This window comes from Streptomyces sp. NPDC086549 (genome assembly GCF_044746205.1).
GTDB lineage: Bacteria > Actinomycetota > Actinomycetes > Streptomycetales > Streptomycetaceae > Streptomyces.
The window spans coordinates 1,306,853-1,325,641 of sequence record NZ_JBIVBS010000001.1 but is presented as its reverse complement, the minus strand read 5'-3'; the positions used below and the strand labels follow the sequence as shown (position 1 = coordinate 1,325,641).

The following is an 18,789-nucleotide window of genomic DNA, read 5'->3' as shown; positions in this document are numbered from 1 at the left end:
CTTCCGTGTGCCCGGACGCGGGGGAGGAAGCAAGTGACCAGCAGACCCTGGACGTTCAGAGCGGCCGCGATCGGTGTAGCACTCGCGGCGGCCACCGCCACGTTCTCGACGTTCGCCGTGGCGGAGGCCGGTACAACGGCCAAGTCCGCCGCCGCGAACCGGCACGACCCGGCGCCGGTGAAGCAGCAGAAGCACGACCTCGACGGTCCGCTCAGCAAGACCCAGGATGCCCAGCGCCAGGAGGCCCTCAACCAGGTCATATCCGGCGAGGCCAAGGTCAAGGACCGCAACGGTTCGCAGGTCGTCCAGCTCAAGAGCAAGAAGGGCGACAGCAAGTACGTCGAGCTCGGCCGCGAGAAGACCGACAAGATCTTCACGATCCTTGTGGAGTTCGGCGACCAGACCGACCCGAAGTTCGGCGGCACCCCCGGCCCGCTGCACAACACGATCGCCGCGCCGGACCGCAAGAAGGACAACAGCACGGCCTGGCAGAAGGACTACAACCAGAAGCACTTCCAGGACCTCTACTTCGGCACCGGCAAGAACGTCGAGTCGATGAAGAAGTTCTACGAGAAGGAGTCCTCGGGCCGCTACTCGGTCGACGGCGAGGTCGCCGACTGGGTCAAGGTCCCCTACAACGAGGCCCGTTACGGCAACAACGCCTGCGGCTCCACCAACTGCCCGAGCGTGTGGAACGTCGTCAGCGACGGCCTGAACGCCTGGGTCGCCCAGCAGAAGGCGGCCGGCCGCACCGACGCCCAGGTCAAGGCGGACGTGGCGAAGTTCGACCAGTGGGACCGCTACGACTACGACGGCGACGGCAACTTCAACGAGCCCGACGGCTACATCGACCACTTCCAGATCGTGCACGCTGGCGAGGACGAGTCCGCGGGCGGCGGCGCCCAGGGCAAGGACGCGATCTGGGCCCACCGCTGGTACGCCTTCGGCACCGACGCCGGTGCCACCGGCCCCACGGGCAACAAGCTGGGCGGCGCGCAGATCGGCGACACCGGCATCTGGGTCGGCGACTACACCATCCAGCCGGAGAACGGCGGACTCGGCGTCTTCGCCCACGAGTACGGCCACGACCTCGGTCTGCCGGACCACTACGACACGACCGGCAACGGCGACAACTCCACCGGCTTCTGGACCCTGATGTCCTCCGGTTCCTGGCTCGGCCGGGGCAAGGAGTCCATCGGTGACCTGCCGGGCGACTTCAGCGCCTGGGACAAGCTGCAGCTCGGCTGGCTGAACTACGACACGGCCAAGGCGGGCAAGCAGTCCACCCACAAGCTGGGCGTCGCCGAGTACAACACCTGGGACAAGCAGGCCCTCGTGGTCTCCCTGCCGGACAAGGCGGTCACCACCACCGTCGTCAACCCGGCGCAGGGCTCGGCCCAGTGGTGGAGCGGCAGCGGTGACAACCTCAAGAACACGCTGACCCGTTCCGTCGACCTCACCGGCAAGTCCTCGGCCACGCTGAGCCTGGACGGGTACTACGACATCGAGGCCAACTACGACTACCTCTACACCGAGGTGTCGACCGACGGCGGCGCCAACTGGACCGCGATCGACGGCACGGTGGACGGCCAGGCCATCCCGCGCGACGCCAGCAACGCCCCGGCGCTGACCGGCACGGTGGACGGCTACAAGAAGCTGTCGTACTCCCTGGACGCCTACGCGGGCAAGAAGATCGACGTCCGCTTCCGCTACGCGACCGACGGCGGTGTGTCCCAGAAGGGCTTCGCGGCCGACGAGATCACGCTGACCGCCGACGGCGCGACCGTGTTCTCCGACAACGCCGAGTCCGCGGACGCCGCCTGGACCGCGAACGGCTTCTCCCGCATCGGCGCGTCCTTCACCAAGGACTACGCGCAGTACTACATCGCCGAGAACCGCCAGTACGTGTCGTACGACAAGACCCTCAAGGTCGGCCCGTACAACTTCGGCTTCTCGACGACCCGTCCGGACTGGGTGGAGCACTACCCGTACCAGAACGGCCTGCTGATCTGGAAGTGGGACACCTCCCAGGCGGACAACAACACCAGCGTCCACCCGGGCGTCGGTCTGGTCCTCCCGGTCGACTCGCACCCGACGGCGATGAAGTGGTCCGACGGCACGCTGATGCGCACCCGCATCCAGTCCTACGACTCGCCGTTCAGCCTGTACCGCACGGACGGTCTCACGCTGCACAACGCGGACGTGGCGACCAAGATCAAGTCGTCGGCGGGTGTTCCGGTCTTCAACGACCACACGAACACCTACTACGACCCGGCGACCCCGGCCGCGGGCGTCAAGATCACTGACACCAACACCAAGATCAGGATCGTCAAGGAGGCCAAGGACGGCTCCACGATCCTGCTCAAGGTCGGTCCCGCGGTGAAGTAGTCCGCGTTTTAGCAGGTCAGAAGCGTATCGGCGGTGACCCCCTGGCGGGTCGCCGCCGATCGTGTTTAGGTGCGTCCTGTGGCTCGCTTATTGACACCGACCGAAACGGGGATGTGACCGCATGGCCGCAGGAGGTTTCTGCAGACTGCCGAACGGCAGGGTGGTGGTGGCCCTGAACCTGCCGCGCCCCGCCGCCGACGGAACCGGCTGCGTGCGCGTGCTCGTCCACGCCCAGAACCGCGCCCGCGCCCTGACGCGGCTGCGCAACCTGGGCCTGCGTGCGGTCTACCTGCGGGGCAACGCGGCCCCGCCGACCCCGGACGAGATCACGGCGGTCCTGCACCACCCGGACGGCCTGATATGGCGAACGGAGCCGGACAGCGGTGTCCTGGCACCCGAGCCGGTGACCGAGCTGTGGCGCCCGATCAGGTCCCTGCTGAGGCGGCCGACGGCCCAGGCATAGGTCAGGGGATTCCAGGGAGTCCAGGCAGTCCGGGGAGCGCTACTGGACGACGGGCTTGCCGGACAGGTCGACGCCCGCCCCCCGCATCTCCTCGATCGCCCGCTCGGTGGTCTCCTCGGCCACCCCGGCGGTCAGGTCGAGGAGGACCTGGGTACGGAAGCCCTCCCGGGCCGCGTCCAGGGCGGTCGCCCGCACGCAGTGGTCGGTCGCGATGCCGACCACGTCGACCTCGTCGATCTGCCGGGCCCGCAGCCAGTCGCCGAGCTTCACACCGTTCTCGTCGGCCCCCTCGAAGCCGCTGTACGCGGCCGCGTACGCCCCCTTGTCGAAGACGGCGTCGATCGCTCCGGAGGCGACGACCGGCGCGAAGTTCGGGTGGAAGCCCACGCCCTCCGTGCCCGCGACACAGTGCGCGGGCCAGGAGCGGACATAGTCGGGGTTGTCGGCGAAGTGGCCGCCGGGCGCGATGTGGTGGTCGCGGGTGGCCACCACATGCCGGTACCCGGCGGGGGCCTGCCCGATCAGCTCGGTGATCGCGGCGGCCACATCGGCACCCCCGGCCACGGCGAGGCTGCCCCCCTCACAGAAGTCGTTCTGCACGTCAACGACGATCAAGGCGCGGCGCATGGTCGGTGTCCTTCGACTGAGGATGAACTTAAGAGCCTAGAGACTTCGGCGGCGGTGCGGGAAGGGGGCACCCGCTCTAGCTACCCGAGTACGCGTGGACGTACTCCGTCGGAAGGACGGGTTCCCCTCGGGACAGCTGGGTCGCGGACAGGGGGAGGTTGGCGCGTGCGGCCGCGTGCCGGTCGCGGGCCACGTCCAGGGGCTCACGGGTGACGACGTCGCCGGCCTTGATCAGCTCGACGAGCAGCTGCCGGTCGACCAGGTCGGCGGGCACCGGTTCGGTACCGATGACCTCGGCCTCCGCCACTCCGTCCCCGTCCAGCCGCCGCGCGGCCCACTTGCGGCCGCCGATGGAGGTCTTGCCGCCGGTGGACTTCTTCGCCACCGGCACCAGTGGCGCCTTGGGGTCGGCGGACTCGGCGCGGGCGACCAGCTTGTAGACCATCGAGCAGGTCGGGTGCCCGGAACCGGTCACCAGCTGGGTACCGACGCCGTACGCGTCCACCGGCGCCGCGGCGAGCGAGGCGATGGCGTACTCGTCGAGGTCCGAGGTCACGATGATCTTCGTGCCGGTGGCGCCCAGTTCGTCCAGCTGGTGCCGCACCCGGTGCGCGACCAGGAGCAGGTCGCCGGAGTCGATGCGCACCGCGCCCAGCTCGGGCCCGGCCACCTCGACGGCCGTACGGACGGCCTCGGCGACGTCGTAGGTGTCCACGAGGAGCGTGGTGCCCCGGCCCAGCGAGTCGACCTGGGCCCGGAAGGCGTCCCGCTCGCGGTCGTGCAGCAGGGTGAAGGCGTGGGCGGAGGTCCCGACGGTCGGGATGCCGTAGCGGAAGCCGGCGGCCAGGTCCGAGGTGGTGGCGAAGCCGCCGATGTAGGCGGCCCGCGAGGCGGCGACGGCGGCCAGCTCGTGGGTGCGGCGGGCGCCCATCTCGATCAGCGGCCGGTCCCCGGCGGCGGAGTTCATGCGGGAGGCGGCGGCCGCGATCGCGGAGTCGTGGTTGAGGATGGACAGGATCACGGTCTCCAGGAGCACGCACTCGGCGAAGGTCCCCTCGACCCGCACGATCGGCGAGCCCGGGAAGTACACCTCCCCCTCGGGATAGCCCCAGACGTCACCGCTGAAGCGGTAGTCGGCCAGCCACTGAAGGGTCGCCTCGTCGACGATCTGGCGCTCGCGCAGGAAGCCGAGGACGTCCGGGTCGAAGCGGAAGTTCTCGACCGCGTCCAGCACGCGTCCGGTGCCCGCCACGACGCCGTAGCGGCGGCCCTCCGGCAGCCGCCGGGTGAAGACCTCGAACACGCTGCGCCGTTCGGCGGTACCCGCCTTCAGAGCGGCCCGCAGCATCGTCAGCTCGTACTGGTCCGTGAAGAGCGCCGTAGAGGGAACGTTGACCGGCAGCCCAAGGTCCGCTGTGCTCATGGCAAGGGATGCTACTCCCATTTCGTCAGTGTGACGATTTATGGCGTGCGTGGCAGCATGGCCATGTGACGTCACCCGCTCCCGTAGAGATCGAACGCACCGAGTCGGCGGAGGAGGTCTTCGCCGTACCCGAGCCGGACGTCCCCTGGGTCACGATCGTCCACAATGACCCGGTCAACCTCATGAGCTACGTGACGTATGTCTTCCAGGCGTACTTCGGCTACACCAAGGACAAGGCCACCAAGCTCATGCTCGACGTCCACCACAAGGGCCGGGCGGTCGTCTCCAGCGGCAGTCGCGAGGAGATGGAACGTGACGTGCAGGCCATGCACGGCTACGGTCTGTGGGCCACCCTCCAGCAGGACCGGAAGTAGCGAATCCCTTTCATGCCCGGAACCTTCGAACCGCTCCCCGGCGGCGGCGCGGCCGTCGCACTCGACGACGTCGAGATCTCCATCATCCGCTCGCTGGCCGTCCAGCTCCTGGAGCTCATCGGCCCCGGCCCCGCCTCGGACGCCCCGGACGACCCGCTCGCCGAGCTGTTCGCCGAAGGACCGAGCGAGCCGCCCGCCGATCCGGTGCTGCGCCGCCTCTTCCCGGACGCCTACTGCGACCCGGAGCAGGTGCCGGGCTCGACGAAGGAGGCCGAGGAGCAGCAGGCCCACTCCGCCGAGTTCCGCCGCTACACCGAGAACGACCTGCGGGCCGGCAAGCGGGAGAACGCCCTCGCGGTGATCCGCACGCTGGACGTGCTGTCCCCGGTGGGTGAGGAGGGGGCGGTCCTCAAGCTCTCCACCGAGGAGTCCCGGCAGTGGCTGGGCGCGCTCAACGACCTGCGCCTGGCGATCGGCTCCCGGCTGGACATCACCGACGAGGACGACACCGATCTGCTCTACCGGCTCCCGGACGAGGACCCGCGCAAGCCGATGGTGATGGCCTACCTGTGGCTGGGCGGGCTCCAGGAGACCCTCGTCACCACTCTGATGCCCTAACCCCGATGTCCTGATTCATTCAGGTTTCGTGTTCGCTCAGGGGACGCTCAAATCCGGATAACGATCGCGTTACCGTTGCGGCCAGGTATGCACCCACTGGGTGTTATTTGTCCGGTTCTTCCTGTGTCGTGCCCCACAGGGGGCGCCGCCGATCAATGTTTTCCTCGTGATAGATCTTCACGACCGCCCGGCGAACACCACCCATGTTCGTTCCGGGTGCGCCACCGAGCCGGCGACCGCCGGCCAGGCACGGGCGGGCCCTCGAAGCCCGCTCAACTCCATCAATCCGGGGGGATCGAAACCCGCTCCGAGGCCGACGAGAGGCCCGGGTCGGCATGGAGAAAGGCGCACACGACACATGACCTCCGCTCAGGTCGACACGGAGAAGACCTCCGAAGCCTCCGAAGAGGGATACGAGCGCGGACTCGGCAGCCGCCAGGTCCAGATGATCGCGATCGGCGGCGCCATCGGTGTCGGCCTGTTCCTGGGAGCCGGCGCGAACATCGCCAAGGCCGGTCCCAGCCTCATCCTGATGTACGCCCTCGCGGGCGCGATCGTCTTCTTCATCATGCGGGCGCTCGGCGAGCTCCTGCTGTACCGACCGGTCTCGGGCTCCTTCGCCGAGTACTCCCGCGAGTTCGTCGGCCCGTTCTTCGGCTACTTCACCGGCTGGACGTACTGGCTGATGTGGGTGGTGACCGGCATGGCCGAGCTGACGGCCGCCGCGATCTACGTCCACTTCTGGTTCCCGCACATCCCGCAGTGGGTGACCGCCCTGGTCTTCCTGGTGATCCTGTTCGGGGTCAACCTGATCTCCGTGAAGCTCTTCGGTGAGCTGGAGTTCTGGTTCTCGATGGTCAAGGTCACCGCCCTGATCGGCATGATCGTGATCGGCCTGGGCGTCCTGACCTTCGGCTTCAGCTCCGCCGGCGACACGGCCACGGTCTCCAACCTGTGGCAGTTCGACGGCTTCTTCCCCAAGGGCATCGGCTCGTCCCTGATGACCCTGCAGGGCGTCATGTTCGCCTACCTCGCGGTCGAGCTGGTCGGTGTCACGGCAGGTGAGTCCGAGGACCCGGAGAAGACCCTCCCCAAGGCGATCAACACCCTGCCCTGGCGCATCGCCCTCTTCTACGTCGGTGCCCTCACGGTCATCCTGTGCGTGGTCAAGTGGACCGAGTTCGCGCCGGGTGTCTCGCCCTTCGTCGAGGCCTTCGCCAAGATCGGCATCCCGGCCGGCGCCGGAATCGTCAACTTCGTGGTGCTGACCGCCGCCCTGTCCTCCTGCAACTCCGGCATGTACTCCACGGGCCGCATGCTGCGCACCCTGGCCGAAAGCGGCGAGGCGCCCAAGGGCTTCCGGAAGCTGTCCGCCACCAAGACGCCGGCGCTCGGCATCACGGTCTCGGTCCTCTTCATGGGCATCGGCGTCGTCCTGAACTACATCGTCCCGGAGAAGGCCTTCGGCTACGTCACCTCCGTCGCCACCGCGGCCGGCATCTGGACCTGGCTGATGATCCTGGTCAGCCACGTCCTCTACCGCCGCGCGGTGCGGGCCGGACGGCTGCCCGCCTCCGCCTTCCCGGCGCCGGGCGGCGCGGTGTGCAGCTGGATCGCCATCGTGTTCCTGCTCTTCGTCACCGGCCTGATCGCGTACGACGCCGACTCCCGCGTCTGCCTCTACGTCATGGCCGGCTGGGCCGTCGCCCTCGGCATCGGCTGGGCGGTCCTCAAGACCCGCAACCCGCAGGTCGCCGAGCGCCGCGAACAGCCGGTGCTGGAGAAGGTCTGACCTCACCGAAGGACGTCCGGCCGCGGGGAGTACTCGTGGTACCCCCTGCGGCAGCCGCTCAGGACGTCCGGCATACGGGCCGCCCCGTACCATCCCTCGGTACGGGGCGGCCCCTCTGTCTATCCTTTCGGGCATGCTGACCATCACCCAGGCCCTGCACGACAAGATCGTCGCCCACGCGCGCGAGGACCACCCCGACGAGGCGTGCGGCGTGGTCGCGGGCCCGGTGGGCTCCGGCCGCCCCGAGCGCTTCATTCCGATGCTCAACGCGGCCCGCTCGCCCACGTTCTACGAGTTCGACTCGCAGGACCTCCTCAAGCTCTACCGCGAGATGGACGACCGTGACGAGGAGCCGGTGGTGATCTACCACTCCCACACGGCGACCGAGGCGTACCCGTCCCGCACGGACATCTCCTACGCGAACGAACCCGGCGCGCACTACGTCCTGGTGTCGACGGCGGACACGGACGGGGCCGGTGACTTCCAGTTCCGCTCGTTCCGGATCGTCGAGGGCGAGGTCACCGAAGAAGAGGTCAAGGTCGTGGAGGCCTACTGATCCCGCGATTCGGTCAGAACCCATCCACAATGCGAGATCACACTCCGGGACCCGGACCGGGAATCGATACGATGAGCCCATGGTTCTGAACGACGTGAGCGAGAAGACGCCGGGCACGCTGCTCGTGGCGCGGCTGCACGTCGACCTGTGCAGGCTGAACAGCGCCATCTGTTGACGTTCCCTGCCGCCGTACGACCGTAGCCGCGGCGCTTCCCCGGTGCGAAAGCCCGGGGACCCCCATCGCGCGCCCACACCGACTCGAACCTTCCCGACAGGAGCCCGCCACCATGGCCATCGAGGTCCGCATCCCCACCATCCTCCGCCAGTACACCGACGGTCAGAAGGCGGTGGAGGGCAGCGGTGAGACCCTCGCCGAGCTGTTCGCCGACCTCGAGACCCGGCACGCGGGCGTCCAGGCCCGCATCGTGGACGACGGCCAGCTGCGCCGCTTCGTCAACGTCTACCTGAACGACGAGGACGTCCGCTTCCTCGACGGCATCAACACCAAGCTGTCCGACGGCGACAACGTGACGATCCTGCCCGCCGTCGCCGGCGGCATGAACTGATCGGCCGCTGATCACCGATGCGTTACGACTCCCCGCTGGCCGCGGTGGGCAACACCCCTCTGGTGCGCCTGCCGCGGCTGTCGCCGTCCCCCGAGGTCCGTATCTGGGCCAAGCTGGAGGACCGCAACCCGACCGGCTCGGTCAAGGACCGTCCGGCGCTGCACATGATCGAGCAGGCGGAGAAGGACGGCAGGCTGACCCCGGGCTGCACGATCCTGGAGCCGACGTCCGGCAACACCGGCATCTCGCTGGCCATGGCGGCCAAACTCAAGGGCTACCGCATGGTGTGCGTGATGCCCGAGAACACCTCGCAGGAGCGCCGGGAGCTGCTCGGCATGTGGGGCGCCGAGATCATCCCCAGCCCGGCCGCGGGCGGCTCCAACACCGCCGTGCGCGTCGCCAAGGAGCTGGCCGCCGAGCACCCCGACTGGGTGATGCTCTACCAGTACGGCAACCCGGACAACGCGGGCGCCCACTACGCGACGACCGGCCCGGAGATCCTCGCCGACCTGCCGTCCATCACCCACTTCGTCGCGGGTCTCGGCACCACCGGCACCCTGATGGGCGTCGGCCGCTACCTGCGCGAGCACAAGCCCGACGTCAGGATCGTCGCCGCCGAACCGCGCTACGACGACCTGGTCTACGGCCTGCGCAACCTCGACGAGGGCTTCGTACCGGAGCTGTACGACGCCTCCGTCCTCACCACCCGCTTCTCGGTCGGCTCGGCCGACGCGGTCACCCGCACCCGTGAACTCCTCCAGCAGGAGGGCATCTTCGCGGGCGTCTCGACGGGCGCCGCGCTGCACGCCGCGATCGGCGTCGGCAACAAGGCGGTGAAGGCGGGCGAAAGCGCCGACATCGTCTTCGTCGTGGCCGACGGTGGATGGAAGTACCTCTCGACGGGCGTCTACACGGCCGCCACGACGGAGGAGGCCATCGAGACGCTCCAGGGTCAGCTCTGGGCATAGGACTCATCAAGCAGCTGCCAGCCCCCTCTCATGAGGGGGCTAAACGCTGACTATGGAGCGGCAAAGATCTCTCTTCGGTACTGCCGGTCTCCTCGGGCGGGGACTACGTTCCTCCGCGCACTCCCCAGAGTGTCATGCTCATGGCTGCGCGGTCGCCGCCGCTACGCGCGTCACGGGCCTGCCTGGAACCCCACCCACGGAGGCAGCACCCCATGCGTGAGTCACGCCCGAGCAAGCGCCGGCGGAGTCTGCGAAGACTCTTGGCCGTCGCCGTTCCCGCCCTCGCCCTCACCGTCGCCGGACTCGTGGCGGCACCGACGGCCGGGGCACAGACCCCCACCCCCGCCACCCACACCAGCCGGTCCACCCAGAACGCGAAGGCCCTGACCGACCCGAAGCGCCAGACCTTCCACGCCACCGGCAAGGCCGGCCAGAAGGTGCCGACCAAGCACCTGTGCGCCACCGCCGAACCGGGGCAGGCGTCCTGCTTCGCCCAGCGCCGCACCGACATCAGGCAGCGCCTGGCCGCCGCACTCGCCGCCGCCGCGCCGTCCGGCCTCAGCCCGGCCAACCTGCACAGCGCCTACAACCTGCCCTCGACCGGCGGCTCCGGCCTGACCGTCGCCGTCGTCGACGCCTACAACGACCCCAACGCGGCCTCCGACCTGGCCACTTACCGCTCGACGTACGGCCTGTCGGCGTGCACGGTCGCCAACGGCTGCTTCAAGCAGGTCAGCCAGACCGGCTCGACGACCTCGCTGCCGTCGAACGACACCGGCTGGGCCGGTGAAGAGGCGCTGGACATCGACATGGTCAGCGCCGTCTGCCCGAACTGCAACATCATCCTGGTCGAGGCCAGCTCCGCGACCGACTCCGACCTCGGCACCGCCGAGAACGAGGCCGTCGCGCTCGGCGCCAAGTTCGTCTCCAACAGCTGGGGCGGCTCCGAGTCCTCCTCCCAGACCAGCGAGGACACCTCCTACTTCAAGCACCCCGGCGTCGCGATCACCGTCTCCGCGGGCGACTCCGGCTACGGCGCCGAGTACCCGGCGACCTCCCAGTACGTGACCGCCGTCGGCGGCACCGCACTGTCCACGTCCTCCACCACCCGCGGCTGGACCGAGTCCGTCTGGAAGACCAGCAGCACCGAGGGCACCGGCTCCGGCTGCTCCTCCTACGACTCCAAGCCCAGCTGGCAGACCGACACCGGCTGCTCCAAGCGCATGGAGGCCGACGTCTCCGCGGTCGCCGACCCGGCCACCGGCGTCGCGGTCTACGACACCTACGGCGGCTCCGGCTGGGCGGTCTACGGCGGCACCAGCGCCTCCGCCCCGATCATCGCCGGCGTCTACGCCCTCGCGGGCACCCCGGGCTCCAGCGACTACCCGGCGAAGTACCCCTACTCCCACACCTCCAACCTGTACGACGTGACCAGCGGCAACAACGGCTCCTGCTCGACCTCGTACTTCTGCACCGCGGCCACCGGCTACGACGGCCCGACCGGCTGGGGCACCCCCAACGGCACCACCGCCTTCGCCTCCGGCAGCAGCACCGGCAACACGGTGACCGTCACCAACCCGGGCAGCCAGTCCACCACCACCGGCAGCTCGGTCAGCCTGCAGATATCGGCGAGCGACAGCGCGGGCGCGACCCTCACCTACAGCGCCTCCGGGCTGCCGACCGGCCTGTCCATCAGCAGCTCGACCGGCCTGATCTCCGGTACGGCGTCCACCGCGGGCACCTACAGCACCACGGTCACCGCGACCGACTCCACCGGTGCCTCCGGCTCGGCCTCCTTCACCTGGACGGTCGGCTCCTCCGGCGGCGGCACCTGCACCTCCTCGCAGCTGCTCGGCAACCAGGGCTTCGAGTCGGGCAACACCACCTGGACGGCGTCCAGCGGTGTCATCACCAACTCCAGCAGCGAGTCGGCGCACGCGGGCTCCTACTACGCCTGGCTCGACGGCTACGGCTCCTCCCACACCGACACGCTGTCCCAGTCGGTGACCATCCCGAGCGGCTGCAAGGCCTCGTTCACCTTCTACCTGCACGTCGACACCGCGGAGACCACCACCAGCACCCAGTACGACAAGCTGACGGTGACCGCCGGTTCGACGACCCTGGCGACGTACTCGAACCTCAACGCCGCCACCGGCTACACCCAGAAGACCTTCGACCTGTCCTCGTACGCGGGCTCGACGGTCACCCTGAAGTTCAGCGGCGTGGAGGACTCCTCGCTGCAGACCAGCTTCGTCGTGGACGACACCGCCGTCACGACCAGCTGATTCCGTTCCGCTGAGCGGGGGACCCCGGACGTGTGAGTCGGCCGGGGTCCTTCCGGGATCCGGATGCGCGGGGGGAACGTCACATCTGCAGCAGCATCTGGTTCCGGCGGAAAGGCGGTCACCTCATGCGTCGTACGACGCTCCACCGCACGACGGTCACCGCCGTCGCGGCGACGACGCTCCTCCTCGTGGGCTGCGGCTCGCAGAGCGGGGGGACGGGCACGGGCAGCGGCGGCCCGGCGTCGACGTCCCGGGGCCCGTCCGCGAGCGCGTCGGCGTCGGCGAGTACGTCACCGTCCTCGACACCGGCCACGTCACCGTCCGCCGCGGACTGCACGAGCAACGCCGAGCTCACCGTCGCCGACAACGGCCGCATCATCTGCCTGACGAGGGGTGGCCAGGTCCGCCTGACCCTGGACGGCACCAAGGAGCGCCCCTGGAAGCCGGTCACGGTGACCGGCCACGCGCTGAAGGCCGCCAACCCGGGCATCGTCATCCTTCCGGGCGATGCCGTCGCCGCCTACGACGCCGTGGCCCCCGGCACCGCGAAGCTCACCTCGTCCCGCCCGCTCTGCCCCGAGAGCCCCAGCCCCGGCCAGGTGTCCTGCCAGGGCATCGAGGCGTGGACGGTCACCGTCCGGGTGCGCTGAGGCCTGCCCGGCTCAGCCGGCCAGATGCCGCACCTGGTCCCACAGGACCGGGTCGACCACGCCCACCCGGCGCCGGAAGTCCCACACCGGGACCTGGCGCAGCTCGTCGGTCTCCAGGAAGCTCGGGCGGCCGTGGGCATCGCCGACGGAGCCCGGCGGGAGCGGGATGACCCCGGCCCGTTCGTCGTGGTACTTGCTGGTGATCTTCGCGACCGTGACCCGGTTGCCGCGCACGGCCAGCACCAGACAGGGCCGGTCCTTGCCGCCGGGCCCGGTGCTGTCGTGCCCCGCGGCGTCCTGCCCGGCAGCGTCGTACCCGGCATTGTCGTGCCCGTCGGCGTTGGGCACGTTCGCCCACCAGATGTCCCCGGGGTGCGGCCGCGCCGCCCGGCCCGCGGGGCCTTCCCGGCGACCCGGCGGCCACGTCCTGCGCCGATCCGGGCGGGGCCCGCGCCCCCAGCCGTCGACCAGCGTGGCGACGAGCGCGAGCAGTACCACCGCCGCGAGCGCCAGCCACCAGGACGTGTCCATACGCACGACGTTACCGGCGTGCGATCCTCATCGCGCGCCCTCTCTCTGGCCTCTTGCGCCCCGGGTCCAGCCGAACCGGTGACAGCGCAGGTGAGTTCGCCCACAACGGCCCCTGGCGGAGGAGCGACCGGCCCTTTTGCGCCTTACGCTCGACGGACCGCACGACCCCCCTGCACCTTTCCCGTTTTCCTTTCGTCCCCCCTTCCGCTCCCACCGGACTTCCGGCTTTCCTGCCTACGGAGGTTTCCGCTTCATGAAGCTCACCGTCGTCGGCTGCTCGGGGTCGTTCCCGTCCGCGGAATCGGCCTGTTCGAGCTACCTCGTCGAGGCCGACGGCTTCCGGCTGCTCCTCGACATGGGCAACGGCGCCCTGGGCGAGCTGCAGCGCCACTGCGGTCTCTACGACCTCGACGCGATCTTCCTCAGTCATCTGCACGCCGATCACTGCATCGACATGCTGGCCTACTTCGTCGCGCGCTACTACCGGCACGAGGGCGGCCCGGCCGGGCCGATCCCCGTCTACGGCCCCGAGGGCACGGAACACCGCCTGGCCACCGCCTACGCCGACTCTCCCGCCGCCTCGTCGATGAGCGAGGTCTTCGAGTTCCACACGGTCAAGCCGTCCACGTTCGAGATCGGCCCGTTCACGGTGCACACCGAGAAGGTCCGCCACCCCGTGGAGGCGTACGCCATCCGGATCGAGCACGGCGGGAAGTCCCTGACGTACTCCGGTGACACGGGTGTCACCGAGGCGCTCGACACGCTGGCCCGGGACGCGGACCTGTTCCTGTGCGAGGCCGCGTTCACGTACGGCAAGGAGAACATCCCCGACCTGCACCTCAACGGCCGCGAGGCCGGCGAGACGGCGGCCCGCGCGGGCGCCCGCCGCCTTCTCCTCACCCACATCCCGCCGTGGACCGACCCCGAGATCAACCTCGCCGACGCACGCGAGGTCTTCGACGGCCCGGTGGAGCTGGCGGCGCCGAGGGCGACGTACGAGATCTAGAGCGAGATCTGGAGCGAGATCTACTACGAGATCTGGATCGTGAGGGATCCGGCCCGTACGGGGTTCAGGCCCGTACACGACCGAAGGCCCCCGGAACCGTCCCTGACAACGGTTGCGGGGGCCTTCGGTCGTACTCGCGCGGGCCAGGCTCGGACAGGCCCTGGTCGGCCCTAGTCGTGGACCGTCATTCCGAAGCCGCCGTCGAGGCGCATCGACTCCATCAGCATGAAGGCGTTGCTCTCGGTGAAGACGTCGGCGGCCGCGAGGACGCCGGTGTACTTCGCCACCACCGGGCGGGCGGCGACCGCGATCACCTCGTCGAGGTAGGTCTTCACCGCGGCCCAGGTGTTGTTGCCGTACTTGACGAAGTACGGCGTGCCGTCGACCGTGCTCAGCGCGTGGCGGATCTCCGTCTCCAGGTCGTCCATGTAGTCCTGGTGGATCTTGAGGTCGTGCCGCGTCCCCAGCCTGCCGAGGTGGCCGCCGATGAAGGTGGTCCACGGGTACTTCAGGGCCTTGGCCGGCGCCTGCAGCGAGCCGGGGATGTCCTCGTTGATGTTGAGGTTCGCGAACGGCACCCAGCCGGGCAGGGCGATGTCCACGAGCATCAGTGTGTCGTGGTGGGGCAGGTGGATGTAGATGTTGTCCGGGGTGTGGTTGGCGCCGTGCCACGCGAGTTCGATGCGCTCCCCGCCGATGTGCAGCACACGGTGGTCGTCGAAGGTCTCCTCCGGCGCCGGCTTGTTCGGGTCGTTGTCCCGTATGAGCAGCCTGCGGGTCTCGGAGTGCCCGATCCGGGTCACCTGCCGTCCGAAGATGCCCGATCCGCCCGCGTGGTCGGAGTGGTGATGCGAATAGATCAGGTGCGTGACCTTGTTGGTCAGCCCGCTGGGCTTGGTCACGTCGTCGATCGCGCGCTGGATGTTGTGGCCGAGCGACGGCGGCGCGTCGAGGAGCACCACACCGTCGCGGGTGGTCAGGAAGGCCGAGACGTAGGTTCCGTCGGTGACCCAGTACAGGTTCCGTTTGATCCGCCCGACGTAGTAGCCCTGGCTGTTGATCGCCGGGCCGAGCGACGCCTGGGGGACCGGGGCGTAGTCGGGCAGGTCGGTGGCGTCGGCGCTGGTGGCGGCGGCGGCCGGCGAGCTCAGTGCCGTGTCGGCGATGACGGAGCCGATCGCCGGCACCGCGGCGAGGGCGGCGGCGCGCGCCAGGATGCTTCGACGGGTGGTGTTCGCGTCCATGTTCCGGACCTCTTCTCTACAACAAGGCCTACGACTGTACGACTTGCTTGCCTGAGCAACCATAGAGGTACTTGATTGCTCAGGCAAGAAATTGTGCAAGGGTGACTGCTGGGTCAGAAGCTCGCCCCGGCGAGCGCGTTCAGGAAGACCTGCGGGTTCCAGTACTCCCGGTAGTTCACGATGAGGCCGTCGCGGAAGGTCGCGAAGGTCGCGTAACTCATGTCGTAGGGATTGCCGTTGGACACCACGCTGCCCTTGACGCTCCACTCCGCGATCGCCACGTTCTCGTCGTCGGTCGGATAGACGCGCACCGCCGGAATCTCCCGTACGTCGATGACGTCGGGGTAGCCGCGGAGGTAGTCGAAGAGGGCCTCGCGCCCCTCGATACGCGCCGGCGATCCCTCCGGGGCGAACGGGAATTCGGCGACGACGTCGTCGGCGCACAGGTCCGTCCAGGCCTTCATGTCCTTGGCGAGGAAGGTGTCGAGGCTGCGCCGGAGCAGGTCCACGGCCGAGGGGGTGTAGCTCATCTTGCGCTCCAATCATGGGTGGCGTCCGCCGGGAGCGGTGGCTGCCCCGGCGATGCCATGACACTAGCACTGTGTAAGCGACACAGCGACACTTCCGGGAAAGTGAAGCCATGGGCACCCTGTCGGGCGCTCCCCGTTTCTCACCATTCGAGCGGCATCGTGAACTTTCCGATGCGGGCGACCTCGTCGGCGAGTTCCGCGATCGTGGTGTGGTCCAGCTCCGCCTCGAACGCCTCGCGGGCGCGGGTCAGCGCAGGCTGGAGGGCGTCCACGATGTTGCTGCCGACCGCGCAGTCGGCCGGCGGCGGCGTGCGGTGCATGGTGAACAGCCGGGTGTCCTCCATCGCCCGGTACACCTCCAGTAGTCGCATCTCCTCGGCCGGCTTGGCCAGGAGCGCGCCACCGCCCGCCCCGAGCTGCGACTTGGTGAGGCCCGCGCTGCTCAGCCGGGAGAGCAGGCTCCGGATCACGACGGGACTCGTGTTGGCCGAGTAGGCGAGGTCTTCGGAGCGCAGGGGCTTGCCGCCGCTGACCGCGAGGGCGACCAGGGCGTGGACGGCGACGACGAAGCGGCTGCTGGTAGGCATTGCGGTCCCGAAGCGTGTAAGGGGGGCGGTTACACCTCCCACTATGCCGTAGTGACGGTTCCCCTTGTCGTCCGGCCGCCGGCCATGCACAATTTGCTTGCTTGAGCAAGGTGCGTGGATACCCCTGGAGGAGATGAACCATGGCCGATGTCTCGACCTCACGGGTCGCGGTGGTGACCGGCGGAGCCGGCGCGATCGGCGGGGCGATCGTCCGTGAACTCGCCCGGCTGGGCCACCGCGTCGTGGTGCTGGACCGGGCCGGAGACGTCGCGTGCGATCTCGGCTCGGAACAGGACGTGCGGAGGGCTGCTGCCGAAGTGCTCGATACGTACGGCCGGGTCGACGTTCTCGTCCACTCGGCCGCCGCGACCGACCTGGTGGAGCTCGAAACGGCCGACCTCGCCACCTGGCGGCGGATCCAGGCCGTCAACGTCGAGTCGGTTCTGCTGTTGGCCCAGGCCTTCGTCCCCGGTATGCGGGAGCGCAAGTTCGGCCGGATCGTGCTCGTCACCTCCGACACCGTCTGGAAGCCGCCGAGCCCCGACCTGCTCGGCTACATCACCAGCAAGGGGGCTCTCACCGCGTTCGGGCGTACCCTGGCCGCCGCGCTGGGCAAGGACGGTATCGCCGTGACGTCCGTGGCTCCGGGGCTCACCCGCACCCCGGCGACCGCGTATCAGCCCGACGAGGCGTTCGCCGCCTTCCAGGCGACACAGGCACTGCCCCGTCCGCTCGTCCCGGAGGACGTCGCGGCAACCGTGGGTTTCCTTTCCACCGATGCCGCGGACGCGCTGACCGGCCAGGTTCTGACCGTGGACGGCGGCAGCGTGCTCCGCTGAGGGCGCGCGCGTGACGAAGGGCCCCGGAGCCGAGCGATCGCTCGGCTCCGGGGCCCTTCATCACGTGGTGGCCGGCCTACTTGGCCTCGGCCTTCTGCAGTTCGGCCAGTTCCTCGTCGGACTCGCGGCCCGGCGTCGGCAGGTTGAACCTTATGATCGCGAAGCGGAAGACCGTGTAGTAGACCACCGCGAAGCACAGGCCGACCGCGGCCAGTCCCCATGGGTTGGTCGCGATGCCGAGGTTCAGTCCGAAGTCGACCGCGCCGGCCGAGAAGCCGAAACCGTCCTTCATGCCGAGCGCCCAGGTCAGCGCCAGCGAGATGCCGGTGAGGACCGCGTGGATCGCGTACAGGACCGGGGCGATGAACATGAAGGTGAACTCGATCGGCTCGGTGACGCCGGTGACGAACGAGGTCAGCGCGATCGAGAGCATCATGCCGCCGACCACCTTGCGGCGCTCCGGGCGGGCGCAGTGGACCATGGCCAGGCAGGCCGCCGGGAGACCGAACATCATGATCGGGAAGAAGCCGGTCATGAACTGGCCCGCGGTGGGGTCGCCGGCCAGGAAGCGGGCGATGTCGCCGCTCTTGCCGTGGTAGTCGCCCGCCTGGAACCAGGGGAACGAGTTCAGCAGGTGGTGCATGCCGATCGGGATCAGCGCGCGGTTGGCGACACCGAAGATGCCGGCGCCGACGGCGCCCGAACCGACGAGCTTCTCACCGAAGCTGTGCAGACCCGTGCCCAGGACCGGCCAGATGTAACCGAAGACGATGCCGATGACCAGGCCCGCGAGGGCGGACAGGATCGGGACGAGACGGCGGCCGCCGAAGAAGCCCGCCCAGTCCGGCAGCTTGGTGCGGTAGAAGCGCTGGTAGAGCAGGGCGACGACGATGCCCATCACCACACCGCCGAGGACTTTGGCGTCCACCGGGGCGTCCACCATGACGACCTTGCCATCGACGGCCGTCGCCACCTTCGGCAGGTTCTTGTCGGTGAACGTGCCGAGGACGTTCTTGAAGACCAGGTAGCCGACGACCGCGGCGAGCGCGGTCGAACCGTCCGACTTCTTGGCGAAGCCGATCGCGATGCCCACGGCGAACAGCAGCGCCATGTTGTCGAGGATCGCGTTGCCGCCGGCCGCCATGAAGCCCGCGATCTTCGTGAAGAACGTCGGGAACGAGGGGCGTCCCAGCATGTCGGTGTTGCCGAGGCGGACCAGGAGGGCGGCGGCGGGCAGGACCGCCACCGGCAACATGAGGCTGCGGCCGATGCGCTGCAGAACAGCCATCGCGCCGGCGCCCTTCTTCTTCTCGGCCGCGGGAGCGGCACTGGCCGTCGTCAC

The 18,789-nt window shown here is 69.1% G+C and carries 20 protein-coding genes; 13 read left to right on the top strand and 7 right to left on the bottom strand.

Annotated features, from left to right (window positions below; all coding sequences use genetic code 11):
• Positions 1–33 precede the first annotated feature (33 nt).
• Positions 34–2,388, top strand: a complete 2,355-nt coding sequence (locus ACIPSA_RS06090; RefSeq protein WP_402629098.1) for an immune inhibitor A domain-containing protein — start codon at positions 34–36, stop codon at positions 2,386–2,388.
• A gap of 121 nt (positions 2,389–2,509) precedes the next feature.
• Positions 2,510–2,851, top strand: coding sequence for a hypothetical protein (locus tag ACIPSA_RS06085; RefSeq protein WP_402629096.1), 342 nt, complete (start codon positions 2,510–2,512; stop codon positions 2,849–2,851).
• A gap of 39 nt (positions 2,852–2,890) precedes the next feature.
• Here the strand turns inward: ACIPSA_RS06085 and ACIPSA_RS06080 are convergent, their stop codons facing one another.
• Together ACIPSA_RS06080 and ACIPSA_RS06075 are read right to left on the bottom strand one after the other, a co-directional pair.
• Positions 2,891–3,478: an isochorismatase family protein gene (locus ACIPSA_RS06080; protein WP_402629094.1), complete on the bottom strand. Its 588-nt coding sequence runs from the start codon at positions 3,476–3,478 to the stop codon at positions 2,891–2,893.
• A gap of 76 nt (positions 3,479–3,554) precedes the next feature.
• Positions 3,555–4,901: a nicotinate phosphoribosyltransferase gene (locus ACIPSA_RS06075; RefSeq protein ID WP_402629092.1), complete on the bottom strand. Its 1,347-nt coding sequence runs from the start codon at positions 4,899–4,901 to the stop codon at positions 3,555–3,557.
• Between the two features lie 8 nt (positions 4,902–4,909).
• Between ACIPSA_RS06075 and clpS the strand changes: the two genes are divergently transcribed.
• The 9 genes from clpS (at position 4,910) to ACIPSA_RS06030 (ending at position 12,710) form a co-directional block, all read left to right on the top strand.
• A complete protein-coding gene (gene clpS, locus ACIPSA_RS06070; RefSeq protein WP_402629090.1) occupies positions 4,910–5,275 on the top strand; it encodes an ATP-dependent Clp protease adapter ClpS in 366 nt (121 codons plus the stop codon).
• Between the two features lie 12 nt (positions 5,276–5,287).
• Positions 5,288–5,893 carry a DUF2017 domain-containing protein gene (locus tag ACIPSA_RS06065; protein WP_402629088.1) on the top strand — a complete coding sequence of 202 codons (606 nt, stop codon included), beginning with the start codon at positions 5,288–5,290 and terminating at the stop codon, positions 5,891–5,893.
• Positions 5,894–6,251: 358 nt separating this feature from the next.
• Positions 6,252–7,685, top strand: coding sequence for an amino acid permease (locus ACIPSA_RS06060; protein ID WP_402629087.1), 1,434 nt, complete (start codon positions 6,252–6,254; stop codon positions 7,683–7,685).
• Positions 7,686–7,818: 133 nt separating this feature from the next.
• Positions 7,819–8,241, top strand: coding sequence for a Mov34/MPN/PAD-1 family protein (locus tag ACIPSA_RS06055; protein WP_402629085.1), 423 nt, complete (start codon positions 7,819–7,821; stop codon positions 8,239–8,241).
• Between the two features lie 79 nt (positions 8,242–8,320).
• Complete coding sequence (locus ACIPSA_RS06050; RefSeq protein WP_323187518.1) at positions 8,321–8,416, top strand: putative leader peptide; 96 nt, start codon at positions 8,321–8,323, stop codon at positions 8,414–8,416.
• Between the two features lie 112 nt (positions 8,417–8,528).
• A complete protein-coding gene (locus tag ACIPSA_RS06045) occupies positions 8,529–8,807 on the top strand; it encodes a MoaD/ThiS family protein (RefSeq protein WP_402629083.1) in 279 nt (92 codons plus the stop codon).
• 17 nt (positions 8,808–8,824) lie between these two features.
• Entirely contained in the window at positions 8,825–9,775 is a 951-nt protein-coding gene (locus ACIPSA_RS06040) for a PLP-dependent cysteine synthase family protein (RefSeq protein ID WP_402629081.1), read from the top strand.
• 212 nt (positions 9,776–9,987) lie between these two features.
• Positions 9,988–12,060 carry a putative Ig domain-containing protein gene (locus tag ACIPSA_RS06035; RefSeq protein ID WP_402629079.1) on the top strand — a complete coding sequence of 691 codons (2,073 nt, stop codon included), beginning with the start codon at positions 9,988–9,990 and terminating at the stop codon, positions 12,058–12,060.
• A gap of 125 nt (positions 12,061–12,185) precedes the next feature.
• Positions 12,186–12,710, top strand: a complete 525-nt coding sequence (locus ACIPSA_RS06030) for a hypothetical protein (RefSeq protein WP_402629077.1) — start codon at positions 12,186–12,188, stop codon at positions 12,708–12,710.
• A 12-nt stretch (positions 12,711–12,722) separates the two neighbouring features.
• Here the strand turns inward: ACIPSA_RS06030 and ACIPSA_RS06025 are convergent, their stop codons facing one another.
• Positions 12,723–13,241, bottom strand: coding sequence for a type II toxin-antitoxin system PemK/MazF family toxin (locus ACIPSA_RS06025; protein WP_402629075.1), 519 nt, complete (start codon positions 13,239–13,241; stop codon positions 12,723–12,725).
• 253 nt (positions 13,242–13,494) lie between these two features.
• Between ACIPSA_RS06025 and ACIPSA_RS06020 the strand changes: the two genes are divergently transcribed.
• Positions 13,495–14,247 carry an MBL fold metallo-hydrolase gene (locus tag ACIPSA_RS06020; RefSeq protein ID WP_402629073.1) on the top strand — a complete coding sequence of 251 codons (753 nt, stop codon included), beginning with the start codon at positions 13,495–13,497 and terminating at the stop codon, positions 14,245–14,247.
• 170 nt (positions 14,248–14,417) lie between these two features.
• Here the strand turns inward: ACIPSA_RS06020 and ACIPSA_RS06015 are convergent, their stop codons facing one another.
• The 3 genes from ACIPSA_RS06015 to ACIPSA_RS06005 all read right to left on the bottom strand — a co-directional run bounded on the left by ACIPSA_RS06015 (position 14,418) and on the right by ACIPSA_RS06005 (position 16,608).
• On the bottom strand, positions 14,418–15,491 hold the full coding sequence (locus tag ACIPSA_RS06015) for an MBL fold metallo-hydrolase (RefSeq protein WP_402629072.1): 1,074 nt from the start codon (positions 15,489–15,491) through the stop codon (positions 14,418–14,420).
• 113 nt (positions 15,492–15,604) lie between these two features.
• Positions 15,605–16,021: a nuclear transport factor 2 family protein gene (locus tag ACIPSA_RS06010; protein ID WP_402629071.1), complete on the bottom strand. Its 417-nt coding sequence runs from the start codon at positions 16,019–16,021 to the stop codon at positions 15,605–15,607.
• A 140-nt stretch (positions 16,022–16,161) separates the two neighbouring features.
• The gene (locus tag ACIPSA_RS06005; RefSeq protein ID WP_402629070.1) at positions 16,162–16,608 is read right to left on the bottom strand and encodes an Rrf2 family transcriptional regulator; all 447 of its coding nucleotides are present in this window, start codon (positions 16,606–16,608) and stop codon (positions 16,162–16,164) included.
• A 140-nt stretch (positions 16,609–16,748) separates the two neighbouring features.
• Here ACIPSA_RS06005 and ACIPSA_RS06000 point away from each other — a divergent pair, with 140 nt between their 5' ends.
• Positions 16,749–17,447, top strand: coding sequence for an SDR family NAD(P)-dependent oxidoreductase (locus ACIPSA_RS06000; protein ID WP_402629068.1), 699 nt, complete (start codon positions 16,749–16,751; stop codon positions 17,445–17,447).
• 76 nt (positions 17,448–17,523) lie between these two features.
• Here ACIPSA_RS06000 and ACIPSA_RS05995 read toward each other — a convergent pair whose 3' ends face one another.
• Complete coding sequence (locus tag ACIPSA_RS05995) at positions 17,524–18,789, bottom strand: PTS transporter subunit EIIC (RefSeq protein ID WP_402629066.1); 1,266 nt, start codon at positions 18,787–18,789, stop codon at positions 17,524–17,526.

Coding starts and splice junctions, on each gene's coding strand:
- ACIPSA_RS06085 (WP_402629096.1), top strand. CDS start 2,510: ATGGCCGCAGGAGGTTTCTGCAGACTGCCGAACGGCAGGGTGGTGGTG.
- ACIPSA_RS06080 (WP_402629094.1), bottom strand. CDS start 3,478: ATGCGCCGCGCCTTGATCGTCGTTGACGTGCAGAACGACTTCTGTGAG.
- ACIPSA_RS06045 (WP_402629083.1), top strand. CDS start 8,529: ATGGCCATCGAGGTCCGCATCCCCACCATCCTCCGCCAGTACACCGAC.
- ACIPSA_RS06060 (WP_402629087.1), top strand. CDS start 6,252: ATGACCTCCGCTCAGGTCGACACGGAGAAGACCTCCGAAGCCTCCGAA.
- ACIPSA_RS06050 (WP_323187518.1), top strand. CDS start 8,321: ATGGTTCTGAACGACGTGAGCGAGAAGACGCCGGGCACGCTGCTCGTG.
- ACIPSA_RS06000 (WP_402629068.1), top strand. CDS start 16,749: ATGGCCGATGTCTCGACCTCACGGGTCGCGGTGGTGACCGGCGGAGCC.
- ACIPSA_RS06030 (WP_402629077.1), top strand. CDS start 12,186: ATGCGTCGTACGACGCTCCACCGCACGACGGTCACCGCCGTCGCGGCG.
- ACIPSA_RS06020 (WP_402629073.1), top strand. CDS start 13,495: ATGAAGCTCACCGTCGTCGGCTGCTCGGGGTCGTTCCCGTCCGCGGAA.
- ACIPSA_RS06015 (WP_402629072.1), bottom strand. CDS start 15,491: ATGGACGCGAACACCACCCGTCGAAGCATCCTGGCGCGCGCCGCCGCC.
- ACIPSA_RS06025 (WP_402629075.1), bottom strand. CDS start 13,241: ATGGACACGTCCTGGTGGCTGGCGCTCGCGGCGGTGGTACTGCTCGCG.
- ACIPSA_RS06055 (WP_402629085.1), top strand. CDS start 7,819: ATGCTGACCATCACCCAGGCCCTGCACGACAAGATCGTCGCCCACGCG.
- ACIPSA_RS06010 (WP_402629071.1), bottom strand. CDS start 16,021: ATGAGCTACACCCCCTCGGCCGTGGACCTGCTCCGGCGCAGCCTCGAC.
- ACIPSA_RS06005 (WP_402629070.1), bottom strand. CDS start 16,608: ATGCCTACCAGCAGCCGCTTCGTCGTCGCCGTCCACGCCCTGGTCGCC.
- clpS (WP_402629090.1), top strand. CDS start 4,910: ATGCTACTCCCATTTCGTCAGTGTGACGATTTATGGCGTGCGTGGCAG.
- ACIPSA_RS06040 (WP_402629081.1), top strand. CDS start 8,825: ATGCGTTACGACTCCCCGCTGGCCGCGGTGGGCAACACCCCTCTGGTG.
- ACIPSA_RS06035 (WP_402629079.1), top strand. CDS start 9,988: ATGCGTGAGTCACGCCCGAGCAAGCGCCGGCGGAGTCTGCGAAGACTC.
- ACIPSA_RS06065 (WP_402629088.1), top strand. CDS start 5,288: ATGCCCGGAACCTTCGAACCGCTCCCCGGCGGCGGCGCGGCCGTCGCA.
- ACIPSA_RS06075 (WP_402629092.1), bottom strand. CDS start 4,901: ATGAGCACAGCGGACCTTGGGCTGCCGGTCAACGTTCCCTCTACGGCG.